General features: G+C 70.8%; 17 protein-coding genes. 3 read left to right on the forward strand and 14 right to left on the reverse strand.

The window, feature by feature from the left end; genetic code table 11:
- Positions 1-174 precede the first annotated feature (174 nt).
- The 7 genes from ABZT49_RS21950 to ABZT49_RS21980 all read right to left on the reverse strand — a co-directional run bounded on the left by ABZT49_RS21950 (position 175) and on the right by ABZT49_RS21980 (position 8,076).
- Positions 175-1,053 carry an RNA polymerase factor sigma-32 gene (locus tag ABZT49_RS21950; RefSeq protein WP_093567573.1) on the reverse strand — a complete coding sequence of 293 codons (879 nt, stop codon included), beginning with the start codon at positions 1,051-1,053 and terminating at the stop codon, positions 175-177.
- Between the two features lie 337 nt (positions 1,054-1,390).
- The gene (locus ABZT49_RS21955) at positions 1,391-1,978 is read right to left on the reverse strand and encodes a CarD family transcriptional regulator (protein WP_060848844.1); all 588 of its coding nucleotides are present in this window, start codon (positions 1,976-1,978) and stop codon (positions 1,391-1,393) included.
- 432 nt (positions 1,979-2,410) lie between these two features.
- Positions 2,411-2,749, reverse strand: coding sequence for a ferredoxin FdxA (gene fdxA, locus ABZT49_RS21960; protein WP_093567572.1), 339 nt, complete (start codon positions 2,747-2,749; stop codon positions 2,411-2,413).
- A 161-nt stretch (positions 2,750-2,910) separates the two neighbouring features.
- Positions 2,911-3,213, reverse strand: coding sequence for an RNA-binding S4 domain-containing protein (locus ABZT49_RS21965; RefSeq protein ID WP_355288945.1), 303 nt, complete (start codon positions 3,211-3,213; stop codon positions 2,911-2,913).
- Between the two features lie 9 nt (positions 3,214-3,222).
- Positions 3,223-6,756 (reverse strand): helicase-related protein, encoded by a 3,534-nt coding sequence (locus ABZT49_RS21970; RefSeq protein ID WP_355288947.1) that lies wholly within the window; start codon positions 6,754-6,756, stop codon positions 3,223-3,225.
- A gap of 78 nt (positions 6,757-6,834) precedes the next feature.
- Positions 6,835-7,170 carry a hypothetical protein gene (locus ABZT49_RS21975; RefSeq protein ID WP_355288949.1) on the reverse strand — a complete coding sequence of 112 codons (336 nt, stop codon included), beginning with the start codon at positions 7,168-7,170 and terminating at the stop codon, positions 6,835-6,837.
- Between the two features lie 6 nt (positions 7,171-7,176).
- Positions 7,177-8,076, reverse strand: coding sequence for a DUF3108 domain-containing protein (locus ABZT49_RS21980; protein WP_355288951.1), 900 nt, complete (start codon positions 8,074-8,076; stop codon positions 7,177-7,179).
- A gap of 311 nt (positions 8,077-8,387) precedes the next feature.
- Between ABZT49_RS21980 and rpmB the strand changes: the two genes are divergently transcribed.
- Entirely contained in the window at positions 8,388-8,678 is a 291-nt protein-coding gene (gene rpmB / locus ABZT49_RS21985) for a 50S ribosomal protein L28 (RefSeq protein WP_093567567.1), read from the forward strand.
- 318 nt (positions 8,679-8,996) lie between these two features.
- On the opposite strand, the gene cobT is transcribed toward rpmB, so the two are convergent.
- The 3 genes from cobT to ABZT49_RS22000 all read right to left on the reverse strand — a co-directional run bounded on the left by cobT (position 8,997) and on the right by ABZT49_RS22000 (position 12,845).
- Complete coding sequence (gene cobT / locus ABZT49_RS21990) at positions 8,997-10,898, reverse strand: cobaltochelatase subunit CobT (protein ID WP_355288953.1); 1,902 nt, start codon at positions 10,896-10,898, stop codon at positions 8,997-8,999.
- 120 nt (positions 10,899-11,018) lie between these two features.
- A complete protein-coding gene (gene cobS, locus ABZT49_RS21995; protein WP_355288955.1) occupies positions 11,019-12,002 on the reverse strand; it encodes a cobaltochelatase subunit CobS in 984 nt (327 codons plus the stop codon).
- A gap of 219 nt (positions 12,003-12,221) precedes the next feature.
- Positions 12,222-12,845 carry a DnaJ domain-containing protein gene (locus ABZT49_RS22000; RefSeq protein WP_355288957.1) on the reverse strand — a complete coding sequence of 208 codons (624 nt, stop codon included), beginning with the start codon at positions 12,843-12,845 and terminating at the stop codon, positions 12,222-12,224.
- A 134-nt stretch (positions 12,846-12,979) separates the two neighbouring features.
- Between ABZT49_RS22000 and ABZT49_RS22005 the strand changes: the two genes are divergently transcribed.
- Positions 12,980-13,252, forward strand: coding sequence for a BolA family protein (locus ABZT49_RS22005; RefSeq protein ID WP_355288959.1), 273 nt, complete (start codon positions 12,980-12,982; stop codon positions 13,250-13,252).
- Here ABZT49_RS22005 and ABZT49_RS22010 read toward each other — a convergent pair.
- From ABZT49_RS22010 to ABZT49_RS22025, 4 genes are all read right to left on the reverse strand, one after another.
- On the reverse strand, positions 13,194-14,462 hold the full coding sequence (locus tag ABZT49_RS22010) for an MFS transporter (protein WP_355288961.1): 1,269 nt from the start codon (positions 14,460-14,462) through the stop codon (positions 13,194-13,196). The genes ABZT49_RS22005 and ABZT49_RS22010 overlap by 59 nt on opposite strands.
- A gap of 25 nt (positions 14,463-14,487) precedes the next feature.
- Positions 14,488-15,654, reverse strand: coding sequence for an acetyl-CoA acetyltransferase (locus tag ABZT49_RS22015; RefSeq protein WP_109971572.1), 1,167 nt, complete (start codon positions 15,652-15,654; stop codon positions 14,488-14,490).
- A gap of 64 nt (positions 15,655-15,718) precedes the next feature.
- Entirely contained in the window at positions 15,719-16,426 is a 708-nt protein-coding gene (gene queC, locus ABZT49_RS22020) for a 7-cyano-7-deazaguanine synthase QueC (protein ID WP_355288963.1), read from the reverse strand.
- A 91-nt stretch (positions 16,427-16,517) separates the two neighbouring features.
- Positions 16,518-16,733 (reverse strand): hypothetical protein, encoded by a 216-nt coding sequence (locus tag ABZT49_RS22025; protein WP_093567558.1) that lies wholly within the window; start codon positions 16,731-16,733, stop codon positions 16,518-16,520.
- A 229-nt stretch (positions 16,734-16,962) separates the two neighbouring features.
- Between ABZT49_RS22025 and rpsT the strand changes: the two genes are divergently transcribed.
- Positions 16,963-17,238: a 30S ribosomal protein S20 gene (gene rpsT / locus ABZT49_RS22030; protein ID WP_093567557.1), complete on the forward strand. Its 276-nt coding sequence runs from the start codon at positions 16,963-16,965 to the stop codon at positions 17,236-17,238.
- Positions 17,239-17,562 lie beyond the last annotated feature (324 nt).

The raw sequence follows: 17,562 nt of genomic DNA on the forward strand, positions 1-17,562 counted from the left end.
GGGTGGAGGTGGAGGTCGTGGTGGCGGGCTGATTCGGGGTGACCGGTGGGGACGTGGGGCGAACTCCAGGTTCGCCTTTACGAGTTCCATGCCCTCCGCGTCATTCCGGGCTCCGCTGCGCGGCCCCGGAACGACATCGAGGATATCGATCCTGTCGGGCAGATCCTGCGATCTTCAGACGTAAGCGCTCATGCCGGCATTCGATTGCGGGAAGCGCTCGGCGAGGGCGCGGCGCAGCTTCTCGAGGGCGCGGTTCTCGATCTGGCGCACGCGTTCCTTGGAGATGCCGAGACGGTGGCCGAGAGCCTCCAGGGTCGCCTGATCCTCGGCGAGGCGCCGCTCGTGCAGGATGCGCAGCTCGCGCTCGGAGAGCACGGTGAGCGCCTGGCGCAACCAGGTCAGACGGCGCTCGCTGTCGACGGCGTCGGAGACGGTCTCGTCGGGCAGAGGGGAGGTGTCGACCAGAAAATCGACCCGCTCGGCGGAGGCCTCGCCGTCATCGCCGACGGGGGCGTTGAGCGACATGTCCGGGCCCGAGAGGCGGGCATCCATCAGCGCCACGTCCTCGCGGGAGACGCCGATGGCGGTGGCGATGCGGCGGTGGATCTCGTCGCCGACGCGCTCGTCGGTCGATTGCATCAGCCGGGCGCGCAGGCGCCGGAGGTTGAAGAACAGGGCTTTCTGGGCCGACGAGGTACCGCCGCGGACGATCGACCAGTTGCGCAGGATGTAGTCCTGGATCGAGGCCCGGATCCACCAGGTGGCGTAGGTCGAGAAACGCACGTCCCGCTCGGGCTCAAAGCGGGCAGCGGCCTCCATCAGGCCGACATGGCCTTCCTGGACCAGATCCGCCATCGGCAGGCCGTAATGACGGAAACGGCCGGCAAGCGCGATCACGAGCCGCATATGGGCGGAGATCAGACGGTGCAGGGCCACCTCGTCCCGTTCGTCCTTCCAGCGCACCGCGAGGCCACGCTCTTCCTCCCTCTCGAGGAAGGGGGCATCCATCGCGACGCGAACGAACTGCCGACGTATGCCTGCGATTTCCGCCATCCCCGCCTCCGCCATTGTGGTGAGCGCTGTGTGTCGCGATGAGGCCGGGGCGGCGCATGGAGCGCGCCCGTTACACCGCAAGGCCTGCGACAACGGCGGGGCCACCCGATCGGTTCCCGCATTGCGAAAAAATCGTCGGCGGCACGATTCTTTGGCGGGCGCAACGGCTCCAGGGTTACCTCGTGGACGTCACGCCCGGTCGGGTGCTAGGTCCGAGGAACAACGCGGGGGCGGGGAGACCGTTCGGCAAGGAGACGTCATGATCACGCGAAAGCCCGGCGCGAAGGCCGGGCTTTCGGTCGTCTCAGGGTCTGTCGTCCGAGCGAGGCGCGGCGGCTCAGGCGGCTTCGGCCTCGTCCTGCACGTCCTCGCCGTCGGCCTCGGCTTCGGCGCCCTTGGCCCGGCGCGGCGACTTGGCGAGGCTCTGCTCGATGAGCTTGAGTGACTCGGTGTCGGTGATGCGGTTCACCGCCGCGATCTCGCGCACCACCCGGTCCAGGGCCGCCTCGTAGAGCTGGCGCTCGGAATAGGACTGCTCGGGCTGGGCGTCGGAGCGGAAGAGGTCGCGCACCACCTCGGTGACGGCGATCAGGTCGCCGGAATTGATCTTCGCCTCGTATTCCTGGGCCCGGCGCGACCACATCGTGCGCTTCACCCGGGCGCGGCCGGTGAGCACGTCGAGCGCCTTCTTGACCAGCTCGGGCTCGGCGAGCTTGCGCATGCCGACCGAATTCGCCTTGGCGGTCGGGACCCGCAGGACCATCTTGTCCTTCTCGAACGACACCACGAACAGCTCGAGCTTGTAGCCGGCGATCTCCTGCTCCTCGATGGCCGTGATGCGGCCGACACCGTGGGCCGGGTAAACGACTGCTTCGCCGGTCTTGAAGCCCTGCCGGGCGGCTGTCGTCTTCTTGGCGGTCGTCATGCGGGGGTGGCCTCCAGGTCACCGTTCGCGGCAATGTCCGCGACCGGATCATTCATCCGGGTCAGGGCACCCGGCGAAAAATACGCGCCTGCCGGACGTCCCGAGGGATGCCCGTCAGTCCCTGTCAAACCATAGCTACGGAACGTCCGAACGCGCGGTGGACCGCACAAGATCCACCTTGGCTGATCGCATGCAGCCTCGCCCCATCGAAAAAATTCCCGCTCGGAGGACGAAGGCTGCACGTCGGACGAAAAGCGACGGCGATCAGGAACCTAGCACGAAGAGGCCTGAAAATCAAAAAAATTCAGGCGCCCGGCATGGCTGCGCGGGCACCTTGCACCCTATTTCACCAGCTTGGCGGGGGGATCGCAGACCCGTCATGCGGTCCCGGCAGGGATCGTTACGAAGCCGTAACGATCCGGCGCGGTCCCGCTAGTCGCCCGAGCCCGGATTGGCCGAGAAATGGGCCTCGAGCTTGCCGGGCTTGCCGTCCCACTCCTTGGCGTCGGCCGGCGCGGCCTTCTTCTGGGTGATGTTGGGCCAGCTCTTGGCCATGTCGGCGTTCAGCTTCAGCCAGCTCTCCAGGCCCGGCTCGGTGTCAGGCTTGATCGCCTCGGCCGGGCATTCGGGCTCGCACACGCCGCAATCGATGCACTCGTCCGGCTGGATGACGAGCATGTTCTCGCCCTCGTAGAAGCAGTCGACGGGACACACTTCCACGCAGTCCATGTACTTGCACTTGATGCAGTTGTCGGTGACGACGTAGGTCATGGGCCGGGGAAACCTCGAAGGCTGTGAGGGGCGCGGCTGGCGCCCGGGCGTATGGGGCGGCCTTAGACCCGGCCGGGCGGGCTTGCAAGCCGCCCGTTGCGGGGCGGCCCCGGTTGCCGGGAGGCGTCGCCTTCGCGTCACGCTTTCCGTGGGCGGACCTATCAGCCCGCCCCGCCGGACGCGGGGTCCGCCGGGGGGGCGGCCGAGAGGTCGGCGTAGAGCAGCCGGGCCTCCGGCGCCGGGCCCCGGCGCTCGCCGAGATCGAGCACCCGCACCGCCGCCGTGACGTGCTGAGCTGCCACCGTCACCACGTCGCCCACCGCCACGGCCTTCGAGGGGGCGTCGGCGCGCTGGCCGTTCACCCGCACGAAGCCGTCCTCGATCAGGCGCGCGGCCAGCGAGCGCGTCTTGGCGAAGCGCGCGAACCACAGCCACTTGTCGAGGCGCTGCCGGTCCGCGCGCATGGCGTCCGGTCAGCGCTTGTCGCCGTCCCTCGCCTCCATCTGCGCCTTGAGGGCGAGAAGCTTGGCGAAGGGGGAATCCGGGTCTGGGGCACGCTCGCGCCGTGGCGGCCGGGCGTCGTGCATGCCGCCGCTCCGGGGAGCGCCGTCACGCCGGTCCTGCGGGGGACGACCGCCCTCGCGCCCGCCCGGATGCGGCCCGCGCGGCGGACGGCCGTCGCGGCGGACTTCGCCCCGGTTCTCGGGCCCGCGGCCCTCGAAGCGATGCTCCGGGCGGCCCTCGCCGGCGGGGCGGTTCTCGCCACCCCTGTTGTCGCCACCCCTGTTGTCGCTTGGGCGCCGGTCGCCCCAACGCTGGCCGTCGCGGGGCGCGCGATGGGCGCGCTGCTCCGCCGGCGCGACCTCAGCCCCCTCCGGCCGCGGGAAGCCGCCGCGCGGACGGCCGTGCTGGCCCTCGCGCTGTCCCTGGCCCTCGGGCCGGCCGCGGCCCTGATGGCGCGGGGCGTGGCTGCGCTGATGGCGGTGCATCCGCCACACCTCGATCACGACCGGCTCCGCCGGCGCTGCGGGCTCGCCCGCGGCCTCGGCGGTCTCCGCGGCAGGCGTCTCGGCGGCAGGATCTTCCGCAGCGGCAGCCTCGGACTCCGCGGTCTCACCGGACGCGGCGGTCTCGGTCCCGGGCTCGCCCGCCTCGGCTTGCGCAGCCTCGGCATCCACCGGGGCCGTCTCCTCGCCCGCGGGCGCCTCCTCGACCACGGCTCCGTCGGCGGGAGCGTCGTGAGCCGCTGCAGCCTGAGCAGGCGCGTCCTGGTCGTGCGTCTCCTGAGCGGCCATCTCGGGCGCAGGCTCCGCCGCCTCGGCCTCGACCGGCTCGGCGGCCTCCTCGGTGGAGGCGTCGTGCGATGCAGCCTCCTCGGCCGGGGCGTCGCCGCCCGTCGCCTCGGCGGTCACGCCCTCGGCTTGCGCGTCGGACGGGGTCTCGGCGGCCTCGCCCGCCTCGGCGGACGCCTCGCCGCTCTCCGCGGTCTTCACCTGCACCGGTACGGTCGCTGCGGCGGGGCGCAGAGGCACGGTGATCGCCGGGCCGGGCCGGCGGTCGACGACGTAGCCGAGCGACTTGAGGATCGAGGCGAAGTCCTCGCCCGAGCAGCCGACCAGCGAGGTCATGCCGACGGTCGGCACGAAGCCGTCCTTGTCGGCGGAGCCCGGGGGCGGCTCGCCGGGGGTGGTGCCCGGCACGTAGGCGATCGCCGGGCGGATCAGGTCGGCCAGGCGCTCCAGGATGTCGACGCGCACGGCCCGGCCGCCGCAGACCCGGAAGCCGGCGGCGCGGTAGAGGCCCTTGGCGATCTCGGGATCGACCGGCATCGAGGTGCGGCCGGAGCCGGCGAGATGCGCGATCTCGTCGAGGCCGCGCTGGTCGAGGCCGCCGTTGTGGAGCGCCCAGAGCTGCGCCGCGAGCGTCCGGGGCGCGGGCTTCAGCAGCGCCGGCATGGTGATGTGGTAGGCGCCGAAGCGCACGCCATGCTTGCGCAGGGCCGCGCGGCCCTCCTGGTCGAGGCTGCGCATCTCGTTGAGGACCTTGGCGCGCTCCAGCACGCCGAGGGCCTCCGCGACCTGGAAGCCGATGCCGCGGGCGAGGCCCGTCAGGTCGGCGGCGGTCTCGAGCTCGAGGGCGGGCCCCAGCAGGCGCACGATATGGGCCTTGAGCCAGGCCTCGAGCCGGACCTCGACCTTCTCGCGGGCGGGACCGCTGAGCTGCTCGTCGGCGAGCAGGCGCAGGCCGGGAGCGTAGAGCTTCTCGCCCGGGACCAGCTTGGCGACCGGGTTGCCGGTCCAGCGGATCGTGCCGTCGTTCGAGAGCACCAGGGCCGCGTCCGCTGCGGCGGCGAACCGGTCGGCCCGCGCCTCGATCTCGCTCGCCAGCGCCTTCTCGGCGGCGCTGCGCAGGGTCTTGGCTTCCTGGCCCTCGGCGCCGGGATCCGGCACGAACTGGAATCCGTGCAGGTGGCCGACGTGCTGTCCCTCGACCGTCACGTCGCCGCCCGCGGTGATCTCAGCTTCCAACATGGTATTCTCTCTCAGGCGCCGCATCAGCACGCTGGTGCGCCGATCGACGAATCGACTCGCCAGCCGCTCGTGCAGGGCGTCGGACAGCCTGTCCTCTACCCGACGCGTCTCGCCCTGCCAATGCTCCGGGTCGGCGAGCCAGTCCGGTCTGTTCGCCACGAAGGTCCAGGTGCGCACATGGGCGATGCGCTGCGACAGGGCGTCGATGTCCCCGTCGGTGCGGTCGACCATCGCCACGTGCTGGGCGAACCAGTCGACCGGGATCCGCCCGGCCATGCCGCGCATCAGGAAGCGGAACAACTGGGCGATCAGGTCGGCATGGGTCTGGATCGCCGATTTGCGGTAATCGGGCACGCCGCAGACCATCCAGAGCCGCTCCACGGCGCTACGCGAGGTCGCGTAGTCGCGGATGTCGTCCTCCTTGGCGAGGAGGTCGAGGGCGGCCTCGTCGTCGCCGGTCGGCGCCCGGGTCAGGCCGCGCTCGCTCGGATGCTCGGCGAGGCTGCGGCGGAGCGCATCGATCGAGCCGAAATCGAGGTCCGGGTTGCGCCATTGCAACACGCGCAGCGGGTCGAAGGTGTGGCCCTCCAGAGCCTCGACCATCTCGGCCTCGAGCGGCGGGCAGCGCCCGGTGGTGCCGAAGGTGCCGTCGCGCAGGTGGCGCCCGGCGCGTCCGGCGATCTGCGCCATCTCGGAGGGGGAGAGGTCGCGAAAGCGCGTGCCGTCGTACTTGCGGTTCGACGCGAAGGCGACGTGGTCGACATCGAGGTTGAGCCCCATCCCGACCGCGTCGGTGGCGACGAGGTAATCGACTTCGCCGGACTGGTAGAGCTCGACCTGGGCGTTGCGGGTGCGCGGCGAGAGGGCCCCGAGCACCACCGCGGCGCCGCCGCGCTGGCGCCGCAGCAGCTCGGCGATGGCGTAGACCTCTTCCGCCGAGAACGCCACGATGGCGCTGCGCTGGGGCAGGCGCGAGAGCTTGCGGCTGCCGGCGAAGCTCAGCTGCGACAGCCGCGGGCGCGTCGTCACGTGGATGCCGGGAATCAGCGCCTTGACCAGCGGCTCCATCGTGGCTGAGCCGATCAGCAGCGTCTCCTCGCGACCGCGCTGGTGCAGGAGGCGGTCGGTGAAGGTGTGGCCGCGGTCGCGGTCGGCGCCGAGCTGGATCTCGTCGATGCCGACGAAGTCCACATTGTTGTCCCGCGGCATCGCCTCGGCGGTGCAGATCCAGTAGCTCGGCCGGTTCGGCTTGATCTTCTCCTCGCCGGTGATGAGGGCGACCCGCTCGGGGCCGATCCGCTCGACGACGCGGTGATAGACCTCGCGGGCGAGAAGCCGCAGCGGCAGGCCGATCATGCCGGTCGGGTGGCCGAGCATCCGCTCGATGGCGAGGTGGGTCTTGCCGGTATTGGTGGGACCGAGCACCGCCGTGGCGCCGCGCAAGCGGGCCTGCGGTGAGAGGGAGCGGCGCGTCATCGGGCTGGACTGACATCCTCGGGGCGTAAAGCGGCGGTGGCCGCCGCGCCGTCCCGAATCCAAGGATCGGAACCCCGTCTAGCGCTCCGGATCGCGGCCACTCCGCGGCCGTGGCCCGGGCAGCGGCCTCCTCTCATATGGGGCGGGAGCCGACCGATCGCCATACGGGGACCGATCGCCGTAGGGCGAGGGCGCCACGCCGGGGGCGTAGACCTCGATGCGGGTCTCGGGCGACCGGCCCTGGTCGAGGTCGGCGCAGAGGGTGTCCGGCACGGCGGTGAGCGGGCCCGGCGGGTTCGCGCCGATCGTCGCCGACGAATAGGCGTCGCCGCCGCAATCCTGCCCGTTCGCCAGCGCCGGGAGCGGGGCGAGCAGCAGGAGGAGGGGCGAGAGGCGGGAGAGCGCGCGCCGCACGGGGCTCTAGCGCCCGCTCGCGGGCGTCTCGGGCGATTGCGCCGCGGCCGCCTGCACGGTCGTCTCCGGGGCGCCATGGCCGGTCTGCGCCCAGCGCGTCGCCTCGATGATGTTGAGGCCGAGCTGGGTCCGCACGGCGATGCGCAAGGGGAGGAGCACCCGCGCGCCCTCGACGGGGGCGAGCCACACCGACATCTCGGTGTTGTCCTCCATGAACTTCACCCCCGGCTTGTCGGCCCGGTGGCCGGCGATCGGCTGGTAGCGGGCGTTGCAGACGAGGACCGGGCCGGCATAGCCGGGCTTCTGCACGCTGCGCGTCTCGGCGTAGCTCAGCACCACGTTGAACCGGCTCGCCCCGTCGAAGACCGGGATGGTGCGGTTGCAGTTCTGCGGGTCGGTGAGGTCGACGCGGCCCTGCGCCGGCATCATCAGGGCGCTTACCGGATCGATGACGCCGCGCTTGTGCACCTCGCTGACGGTGACGCGCTCGGGGTCGGGCACCAGCGGCGGCGCGATGTCGGAGGCGACCACGTTGCCGCGGGCGAGCGCCATGCGCACGGTGATCGACGCGGAGGCGCTGTGCGAGGACAGGGCGAAGGCGGCCGGCACCGGCCGGGCCGCCACCGCACCGCTCGCCCGGCCCGAGCCGTAGCCGCCGGTGATCGCCCCGACGAGCCCGGTGAGGCGGGCGCTGACATCCATCGTGTAGCGCTGGCCCTGCACCGATCCGGTGACCTGCGCGGTGCCGATCGGCATCCCGGCCAGCATGATGCCGTAATCGACCGTGACGGCGGTCTCGCCGGCCTTCGGTGCGCGGCCCCGCGCGGCCTTTGCCGGCGTCGCCTCGCCGGCCGGAAGGGCGAGCCCCGCCGCGAGGGCGAGCGAGAGGAAGGCCTTGGAACGCATGTGGGAACCGATCTCGATCACCGTCGCCCAGCCCCGATGAAGCGGGGAGATTCTGGCCCTATCGTGACGCGATTAGGGTTAACGGATCGTCTCGGGTCCGTCTCGGAGGCGTCCCGGAACCTGGGCGGCCGCTCCCGGCGGCGCGGGTGCGGTTCGGCGCCCGTACCTTGACGAGACCCGCACTCTCCCTCTATAGGCGCGTGCTTTCCAGGGACTTCGCGGGGTCCGGTTCAAGCCGGGGTGCGCAGCACGCCCGGCTCTCGCGTTGCGTGGTCCCTCTCCGCACCAAGACCAGTTGAGGATTCAAGACCATGTCGCGTCGCTGCGAGCTCACCGGTAAGGGGGTGCTCACCGGCCACCTCGTGAGCCACTCGAACCACAAGACCAAGCGCCGGTTCCTCCCGAACCTGTGCAATGTCACCCTGCTCTCCGACACGCTCGGCCGCTCGGTGCGCCTGCGCATCTCGGCAAACGCCCTGCGCTCGGTCGAGCACCGCGGCGGCCTCGACGCGTTCCTGATCAAGGCCGGCGAGACCGACCTGTCGCAGAACGCCCGCCTGCTGAAGCGCGAGATCGAGAAGAAGCTCGCCGAGGCGGCCTGATCGGTCGGGCGGAGGCGCCAAGGGAAAATATCCCGCGCCTCCATCGGTCAACGGTGACCGTGAAAAACCCCCGGATGCGCCGTGGCGCCCGGGGGTTTTTCGTGTTCGGGCTCACAAGTCTACATCTCTCTGCGTCATCCCGGGGCTCGCCGAAGGCGAGAACCCGGGATCCATAACCGCTGACATCGAAGAACGAGGCGGAGCGCAGTCGACCTCTTCTGAAATTTCGGCGGTGATGGATCCCGGGTTCCGCTTCGCGGCCCCGGGATGACGCGGAGGGTTTGAACGAGGTCGTGGGCCGGAGGGCTGACCTCTTGCCTACCGCCGCCCGCCCGCTGCCATCCGGCGCACCGGCATCGTGCCGGCATCCTCGTCGAACAATTCGGCCAGCTTCTCGGTCATCACGCCGCCGAGCTCCTCGGCGTCGATGATGGTGACGGCGCGGCGGTAGTAGCGCGTCACGTCGTGGCCGATGCCGATGGCGAGTAGCTCCACCGGCGAGCGGGTCTCGATCTCGTCGATCACGTAGCGCAGGTGGCGCTCCAGGTAGTTGCCCGGATTGACCGAGAGGGTCGAGTCGTCGACCGGCGCGCCGTCGGAGATGACCATCAGGATCCGGCGCTGCTCGGGCCGGGCGAGCAGGCGCTTGTGGGCCCAGTCCAGGGCCTCGCCGTCGATGTTCTCCTTGAGCAGGCCCTCGCGCATCATCAGGCCAAGATTCTTGCGCGCCCGGCGCCACGGCGCGTCCGCCGACTTGTAGACGATGTGGCGCAGGTCGTTGAGCCGGCCGGGGGTCGGCGGCTTGCCCGATTGCAGCCACGCCTCCCGCGACTGCCCGCCCTTCCACGCCCGCGTGGTGAAGCCCAGGATCTCGACCTTGACGCCGCAGCGCTCCAGCGTGCGGGCCAGGATGTCGGCGCAGGTCGCCGCCACGGTGATCGGCCGGCCGCGCATCGAGCCCGAATTGTCGAGGAGCAGGGTGACGACCGTATCGCGGAAATTGGTGTCCTTCTCGTGCTTGAACGAGAGCGGCTGGAACGGGTCGATCACCACGCGCACGAGACGCGCCGGGTCGAGCTGGCCCTCCTCCAGGTCGAACTCCCAGGCGCGGTTCTGCTGCGCCAGGAGCCGCCGCTGCAGCCGGTTGGCGAGCCGCCCGACGACGCCCTGGAGATGGGCGAGCTGCTTGTCGAGGTAGGAGCGCAGGCGCGCCAGCTCGTCGGCATCGCACAGGTCCTCGGCGTGGACGACCTCGTCGTATTTCTGCGAGAAGACCTTGTAGTCCGGGCCGCGCGGCTCGTTCGCGCGCGGGCCCGGCGGGCGCCAGGACTCGGAGGCTTCTTCGGAATCAGCGTCCTCGGCATCCTCCGGCAGCTCGCCGGAGGGCGCGTCGGCGGCCTCGGTGGCGCCTTCCTCGATCTCGTCGGAGGCCTCGTCCGAGACCTCCATCTCGGCCCGGTCGCCCTGGCTCTGCTGCTCGGCCTCGCCCTCGCCGGCCTGCTGCTCGTCGGACTCGGCCTCGTTCTCGTCGTCGTTCTCCTCGTCGTCGGGGTCGAGGGGGGCCTCGTCCGCCATGTCGAGGGAGGAGAGCAGGTCGCGCACCGAGCGGGCGAAGGCGCGCTGGTCCTCCAGGGTGCCCAGGAGCCCGTCGAGGTTGCGCCCGGCCCGGTCCTCGATGAATTCGCGCCACAGGCCGACGATGCGCTGCGCCGCAGGCGGCGGGGCCTGGCCGGTCAGGCGCTCGCGCACCATCAGGGCAATGGCGTCCTCCATCGGCGCGTCGGCGCGGTCGGTGATCTCCTCGTACTTGCCGCCGCGGTGGTAGCGGTCCTCCAGCATCGCCGTGAGGTTGCCGGCGACCCCGGCCATCCGGCGCGAGCCGATCGCCTCGACCCGGGCCTGCTCGACGGCGTCGAAGACGGCTCGGGCGGCGGCGTTCTCGGGAGCGAGGCGGCGATGGACGGCGTTGTCGTGGCAGGCGAGGCGGAGCGCCATCGAGTCGGCGTGGCCGCGCAGGATCGCCACGTCGCCGGGGGAGAGCTTGCGCGGCGGCTCGGGCAGACGGGCCTTGTCGCCGGTGAGCGCCGGCCGGTCGGTCGCGAAGGTGACCTCGATCTCGGCCTTGCGGGCGATGGCCCGCAGCGTCCCGGCCACCGAGCGCTTCAGCGGCTCGGCGACGGACTCGCGCTTCTCGCCGGGCTTGCGGTTGGAGATGGACATGGCGAGGCTACTTCTTCAGCGAGTCGAAGTCGAAGGGGCGCAGCATCATGGTTTGCTGCGCGAGCGCCCGGGAAGGTCGGTCGTCCGTCGGGCCTGCCGCCGGACGACCTCTCGATGCCGTCAGCTCAGCGCGACGTTCACCGCGCTCTCGGGCAGCTCCTTGCCGAAGGAGCGCTGGTAGAACTCGGCCACCAGCGCGCGCTCCAGCTCGTCGCACTTGTTGAGGAAGGTGACCCGGAAGGCGAAGCCGATATCGTTGAAGATGTCGGCGTTCTCGGCCCAGGTGATCACCGTGCGCGGGCTCATCACGGTCGACAGGTCGCCGTTGATGAAGGCGTTGCGGGTGAGGTCGGCGACGCGCACCATCTTGTTGACGATGTCGCGCCCGCCCTCGCCGCGGTAGTGCTGCGCCTTGGACAGCACGATGTCGACCTCGCGGTCGTGCGGCAGGTAGTTGAGCGTGGTGACGATCGACCAGCGGTCCATCTGGCCCTGGTTGATCTGCTGGGTGCCGTGGTAGAGGCCCGAGGTGTCGCCGAGGCCGACCGTGTTGGCGGTGGCGAACAGGCGGAAGCCGGGATGAGGGCGGATCACCCGCTTCTGGTCGAGCAGCGTCAGGCGGCCCGACACCTCCAGCACGCGCTGGATCACGAACATCACGTCGGGGCGGCCGGCATCGTACTCGTCGAAGACGAGCGCGACGTTGTTCTGCAGCGCCCAGGGCAGGATGCCGTCCTGGAAGGCGGTGACCTGCTTGCCCTCCTTGAGCACGATCGCGTCCTTGCCGACGAGGTCGATGCGCGAGACGTGGCTGTCGAGGTTGATGCGCACGCAGGGCCAGTTCAGGCGAGCGGCGACCTGCTCGATATGCGTGGACTTGCCGGTGCCGTGATACCCGGTGATCATCACCCGGCGGTTGCGGGCGAAGCCGGCCAGGATCGCCAGGGTGGTCTCGCGGTCGAACAGGTAGTCGGGGTCGAGATCCGGCACGTGCTCGTCGGTGGCCGAGAAGGCCGGCACCTCGAGGTTCGAATCGATCCCGAACACCTTGCGCACCGAGACGGTCGTGTCCGGCAGAGCGGGTGGTGTATTCTCAGACAGCATACGGAGCCTCGTCGGGGCAGGCCTGGCCCGCCATGGGCCACCCTGCGAATGTCGCGACGGCGCGGGGTGACCGGCGGGCGCCGCATGTCATTAATCTGCGGGGGGAGCCGGCGCAAACGTGCCTGACCCGGATATATGGAGGAGACGCCCGGTTTCGAGCCCCTCCCGCCGCGGATCAGGGATGCGAGATCCGTGCCCGACGGGAATTCGCCCCTCGCCTCAGCACAGGCCGGCGGCCCGCAGGGTGTCGTGGGCCTTGATGATGTCGCGCAGGCGATCCTCGAACGAGCGGTCGCCGCCATTGGCATCGGGGTGGAAGCGCTTCACCAGCACCTTGTATTGCGCCTTGACGGCGGCCGGGTCGGCGCTCTCGTCGAGGCCGAGCACGTCGAGCGCCTTGCGCACCGGGGCCGAGTAGCGCGGGGGCGGCGGCTCGGCCCGGGCGCGGCGCGAGGCCGGGCCGGCGCCCTCGCCGCGCAGGATGCCGAGGGGATCGACGTAGTCCCAGTCGCGCGGGGGCGCGTCGGGCTTCGGGCCGGTCTTAGCCCCGGGATTGACGCCCATCGTCCAGGTCGGGCGGTGCCCGATCACCGCGTCCTTCTGGTAGGCCTGGACGGCAGCGTCGTTCATCCCGTCGAAGTAGTTGTAGGATGCGTTGTACTCGCGCACGTGCTGCATGCAGAAGCGCCAGTACTGACCCTCCTGCTTGCGCCCCTTGGGCGCCTTGTGCAGCCCGGGCTGCGTGCAGCCCGGCCGTTCGCAGGCCGGACCCTCGGCCTTCTTCGGCTCGTCGCAGGAGGGCCGGATGCGGATGCGGTCGAACAGGGGCGAGTTCAGATCCATGATGGGGCGATTATGAGGGGCGGCGGGATGGGCACAAGGGCTTCGGGCCTGATGCCGCAGGCGGAACCGGACGGCTTGACGGGGACGGCCCGCTCCGGTCACTCGATCCGAAGCAGGTTAAGGACGGGTGCGCGATGAGCCTGGGCGACTGGATCAGGACGACGCTGGAGGCGCGGCTGGCGCCGACGGCGCTCAGCGTCGTCGACGAATCACACCAGCATGCCGGCCATTCCGGCTGGCGGGAGGGGGGGGAGACTCACTTCCGACTGGATGTGGTGTCGGCCGCCTTCGAGGGAAAGAGCCGTGTCGAGCGCCACCGCATGGTGAACGCGCTCCTCGACGACGCCTTCAAGCGCGGCCTGCACGCCCTGGCCCTGCGGGCGCGGACGCCGGGGGAGACGGGGTAGGCAACGATGCCCGACCCGGCTCGACCGGCTCGTATGCAGGCTCCCGCGGCGCGAACGCATACACCGCCGTGGCCGCCAGCAGCGCCAGCCCGTAGGCCAGGAACAGCCGGCCGTAGAGCGCGTCCGGGGGAAGCCCCCCGGTGCCCAGCACGAACAGGGCCGACAGCCCCTGCAGCGCCGCCGCTCCGCCCATGAAGACGATGTTCATGAAGGCGACGCCGCGCCCGAGCAGATGGGCGGGGAAGAATCGCCGGGCATGGGCCATCAGGATGCCGTAGCTCAGGCCCGCCGCTCCGGTCAGCGCCAGGAGCGCAACTGCCACCGCTGTCGAGGTGCCGCCGAACAGGCCGAGGGCGGCGAGCGCCAGGCCGGTGACGAGGCAGCCACCGAACGCCGTGCGCTTCGGGTCGCGCACCAGGCGCTCCAGGGGCCCGTAGCCGATGGCGCCCGCCGCCATCGCGGCGCTCATCGCGAGGGTGCCGTTGCCGCGCTGAAGTGCGTCGAGGCCGTGGACGCTGCCGAGATACGAGCCGACCCAGAGCGACCGGGTGGCGATGACGACGGCGTAGCTGACGAACACCACCGGGAAAACCGGCCACAGGGCCCGCATCCGCGCGACCTCGGCGAAGCCGTGCCAGACCGAGGTCCGGGGCGGGTCGGCGAGGCGCGGCGGATCGACGATCAGCCACAGCACCAGCCCGGCCGCCGCCAGGGTGACGGCACAGAGCCCGAACAGGATCGCACGCCAGCCGAAGGCATGGCTCGCCAGCGCCAGCGGCGTCGAGCCGAGAAGATCGCCCGCGGTGCCGAGCCCGATCATCAGCGAGGACAGCATGGCGAAGCGCTCGGGCGGATAGACCCGCCCGAACAGGTAGAGCCCGCCCATCAGCGCCGGCGCGCAGCCGAGCCCAATCAGCGCCATCGCGGCGGCGGCACCGGAAAACCCTTGCGCGAGCCCGAGGCAGGCCGCCCCGAGGGCCGCGATGACCAGGAACCCCGACACGGTGCGCCGCGGTCCGATACGGTCGAGGAGGAGCCCGGTCGGCACCTGGCCCGCCGCGAAGGCCAGGAACCAGCCCGCCGAGAGGAGCGCGAGGTCGGAGGGCTGGAGGCCGAGATCGGGCCCGAGATCGGGCGCGACCATGGCGAGGAAGCCGCGGTCGAACTGGCTGATCGTGTAGGTGAGCAGCAGGACCAGGAAGGATGTCACGGTCCTGCCGCTCCGGTTCTCGTGGTTACTTGATGCGCTCGAGCACGCTGACGTAGTTCGCCACCGCGACGCCGCCCATGTTGAACACGCCGGCGAGCGTCGCGTCCGGGATCTGCATGCCGCCGGCCTCGCCGACGAGCTGCATCGCCGAGAGGGCGTGCATCGACACGCCGGTGGCGCCGATCGGGTGGCCCTTGGCCTTCAGGCCGCCGGACGGGTTGACCGGCAGCTTGCCCTCCTTGGTGGTCCAGCCCTCGCGGATCGCGTCGGCGCCGCGGCCCTCCTTGGTCAGGCCCATCGCCTCGTACTCGATGAGCTCGGCGACGGTGAAGCAGTCGTGGGTCTCGACCAGCGACAGGTCGTCGAGGGTGATGCCGGCCTGGCCCAGCGCCTTCGCCCAGGCGGTGGCGGCGCCCTCGAACTTCAGCACGTCGCGCTTCGACATCGGCAGGAAGTCCTGCGCGTGGGCGGTGGCCCGGAAGGCGACGGCGCGGCGCATCCGCAGAGCCGTCTCGGTGTCGGCGAGCACGACCGCGGCGGCGCCGTCCGAGACCAGCGAGCAATCGGTGCGCTTGAGGGGGCCGGCGACGAAGGGGTTCTTGTCCGATTCGGTGCGGCAGAACTCGAAGCCGAGGTCCTTGCGCATCTGCGCGTAGGGGTTCTGGACGCCGTTGTGGTGGTTCTTGGCCGCGATCATCGCGAGCGCGTCGGACTGGTCGCCGTGGCGCTGGAAATAGGCGCCGGCGATGTTGCCGAAGACGCCGGCGAAGCCCGCCGGGTTGTCGCCGTCCTCCGGCAGGTAGGAGGCTTTCAGCAGGGTGCGGCCGATCTCGGGGCCGGGCGTGCGGGTCATCTGCTCGACGCCGACCACCAGCACCACCCGGGCGCGCTTGGCCTCAATGGTCTTGATGCCCTGGTGCACCGCCGCCGAGCCGGTGGCGCAGGCATTCTCCACCCGGGTCGCCGGCTTGAACCGGAACCCGTCATCGGCCTGGAGCACCAGGGAGGCGGTGAAGTCCTGCGGGGTGAAGCCCGCGTTGTAGTGGCCGAGCACGATCTCGTCGACGTCCTGCGGGCCGATCCCCGCATGGGCCATCGCCTCGTTGGCGACGCGGACGATCAGGCTCTCGACGGTCTCGGCGTCGTGCTTGCCGAAGGGCGTGTGGCTCCAGCCAACGATGCAGGCGGTCATGATTCTCTCCTCCCGGTGTTTGCGGTGCAATGTGCGCAACGGAAGGACCGCCCGCAAGCGCTGCTCACGCATCCTCGGCGCGGAAGCGCGCATAGCCCGCGGCGCGCAAGCTGCAGGCCGGGCAGGTGCCGCAGCCATGGCCCCAGGGATGGAGGGCGCCGCGCTCGCCGAGGTAGCAGGTGTGGCTCTCGCGCACGATGAGGTCGACCAGGGGCTCGCCGCCGAGGTCGCGGGCGAGGCGCCAGGTCTTGGCCTTGTCGATCCACATGAGCGGCGTGTGCAGCACGAAGCGGCGGTCCATGCCGAGGTTGAGCGCGACCTGCAACGCCTTGATCGTGTCGTCGCGGCAATCGGGATAGCCGGAAAAATCCGTCTCGCACATGCCGCCGACGATGTGGCGCAGGCCTCGCCGGTAGGCGAGGGCGGCCGCGAAGGTGAGGAAGACGAGGTTGCGGCCCGGCACGAAGGTATTGGGCAGGCCATTCGCCTCCATGGCGATGGCGGTGTCCCGGGTCAGCGCGGTCTCCGAGACCGCACCGAGGGCGTCGAGGTTCAGCGTGTGGTCGTCGCCCAGGCGCCCGGCGAAGGCGGGCACGATCCGGGTCATCTCGGCGCGCAAGGTGGCGCGGCAATCGAGCTCGATCCGGTGGCGCTGGCCGTAATCGAAGCCGAGGGTCTCGACGCGGTCGAACCGGTCGAGGGCCCAGGCGAGGCAGGTGGCCGAATCCTGCCCGCCGGAGAACAGCACCAGGGCGCCGTCGGACGAGGTCATGCGGACTCCAAACAGAAGAGGGCGGCCCCGTCCCCGGGACCGCCCTTCCTATACGCCCGGAGCGCCGCACGAGCCTACTGGCCCTCGCGTGCTACTGGCCCTGCGCCTGGCTCGCCTTCTTGTTGGCGTTGTGGTGGCCGACCGCGCAGCCGGCCGCCGCGCCGGCCTTGCCGTGGCCGACCGCCTTGCCGGCAAGGCCGCCGACGATCGCGCCCTTGATGCAGCCCTTGGCCTCGGCCTGATGGGGCACCGCAACGAACGAGACCGCAAGGAGGCCGGCGGCGAGGAGGGAAGCGGACCGGATCATGCTGAACTCCCTTGAATGTGTTAGAACCTCAACCGTTGAGCGTGGAGAGCGTTCCGAAGCCGGCTTTCGGGTCCGGCGTTGACGTTCCGGCCGCTCGCGTCTATAGACCGCGGCTCGCGGACCTGCGGGCTTTCGCCCGGCGGGTTGCCCGTGCTTCCATGCCCTGACACGCGACGCCACGATCCCGCCGGGATCGCTCGGGCCTCGCCTTTTTGAATGAGGAACGCCGATGGCCAACACCGTGTCGGCCAAGAAGATGACCCGCAAGATTGCCAAGCGTACGGCAGTCAACCGCTCGCGCCGCAGCCGCATGCGCACCTTCATCCGCAAGGTCGAGGAGGCGATCGAGGCCGGCGATCACGGCATCGCGCTGACCGCCCTGCGGACTGCCGAGCCGGAGATCATGCGCGCGTCCCAGAAGGGGATCGTGCATAAGAACACCGCCTCGCGGAAGGTCTCGCGCCTCGCCGCCCGCGTGAAGGGCCTGCAGGCCGCCCAGGCGTAACGCCTGGGTCCTGAGCGACCGTCAAACGTTCGGTCTCGCGGACCTGCGCCGGCACGGCGTGACCGGTCCGAGAGACGAGAGGAAATGGCCCGGCCTGCGCGCCGGGCTTTTTCGTGTCTGCGTCCGGCCCAGTACTGCGGACGGCCCGGTCGCGGTCCGGGAAAATCGCCGCGCGCGCCCTCCGGCTGCGCAGGGCTGTTCGGGGAATATGAGGGGCCCGGATTTCTCCCTCCCCCCTCTGCGGGGCAGGGCGATTGCATACGAGTAGATCTCGGATTGCGATGATGTGCTCGAACGGGTTTGATCGGACCGTCCCCCCAGGAG

The sequence above is a fragment of the Methylobacterium sp. EM32 genome, from assembly GCF_040593685.1.
Taxonomy (GTDB): Bacteria; Pseudomonadota; Alphaproteobacteria; order Rhizobiales; family Beijerinckiaceae; genus Methylobacterium.

What these genes read in the sequence shown, in the direction of transcription:
- ABZT49_RS21970 (WP_355288947.1), bottom strand. Translation starts at nt 6,756, where the DNA reads ATGACGCGCCGCTCCCTCTCACCGCAGGCCCGCTTGCGCGGCGCCACG.
- cobS (WP_355288955.1), bottom strand. Translation starts at nt 12,002, where the DNA reads ATGCTGTCTGAGAATACACCACCCGCTCTGCCGGACACGACCGTCTCG.
- queC (WP_355288963.1), bottom strand. Translation starts at nt 16,426, where the DNA reads ATGACCTCGTCCGACGGCGCCCTGGTGCTGTTCTCCGGCGGGCAGGAT.
- cobT (WP_355288953.1), bottom strand. Translation starts at nt 10,898, where the DNA reads ATGTCCATCTCCAACCGCAAGCCCGGCGAGAAGCGCGAGTCCGTCGCC.
- rpmB (WP_093567567.1), top strand. Translation starts at nt 8,388, where the DNA reads ATGTCGCGTCGCTGCGAGCTCACCGGTAAGGGGGTGCTCACCGGCCAC.
- ABZT49_RS21950 (WP_093567573.1), bottom strand. Translation starts at nt 1,053, where the DNA reads ATGGCGGAAATCGCAGGCATACGTCGGCAGTTCGTTCGCGTCGCGATG.
- ABZT49_RS22005 (WP_355288959.1), top strand. Translation starts at nt 12,980, where the DNA reads ATGAGCCTGGGCGACTGGATCAGGACGACGCTGGAGGCGCGGCTGGCG.
- fdxA (WP_093567572.1), bottom strand. Translation starts at nt 2,749, where the DNA reads ATGACCTACGTCGTCACCGACAACTGCATCAAGTGCAAGTACATGGAC.
- ABZT49_RS22025 (WP_093567558.1), bottom strand. Translation starts at nt 16,733, where the DNA reads ATGATCCGGTCCGCTTCCCTCCTCGCCGCCGGCCTCCTTGCGGTCTCG.
- ABZT49_RS21980 (WP_355288951.1), bottom strand. Translation starts at nt 8,076, where the DNA reads ATGCGTTCCAAGGCCTTCCTCTCGCTCGCCCTCGCGGCGGGGCTCGCC.
- ABZT49_RS21965 (WP_355288945.1), bottom strand. Translation starts at nt 3,213, where the DNA reads ATGCGCGCGGACCGGCAGCGCCTCGACAAGTGGCTGTGGTTCGCGCGC.
- ABZT49_RS22015 (WP_109971572.1), bottom strand. Translation starts at nt 15,654, where the DNA reads ATGACCGCCTGCATCGTTGGCTGGAGCCACACGCCCTTCGGCAAGCAC.
- ABZT49_RS21955 (WP_060848844.1), bottom strand. Translation starts at nt 1,978, where the DNA reads ATGACGACCGCCAAGAAGACGACAGCCGCCCGGCAGGGCTTCAAGACC.
- rpsT (WP_093567557.1), top strand. Translation starts at nt 16,963, where the DNA reads ATGGCCAACACCGTGTCGGCCAAGAAGATGACCCGCAAGATTGCCAAG.
- ABZT49_RS22000 (WP_355288957.1), bottom strand. Translation starts at nt 12,845, where the DNA reads ATGGATCTGAACTCGCCCCTGTTCGACCGCATCCGCATCCGGCCCTCC.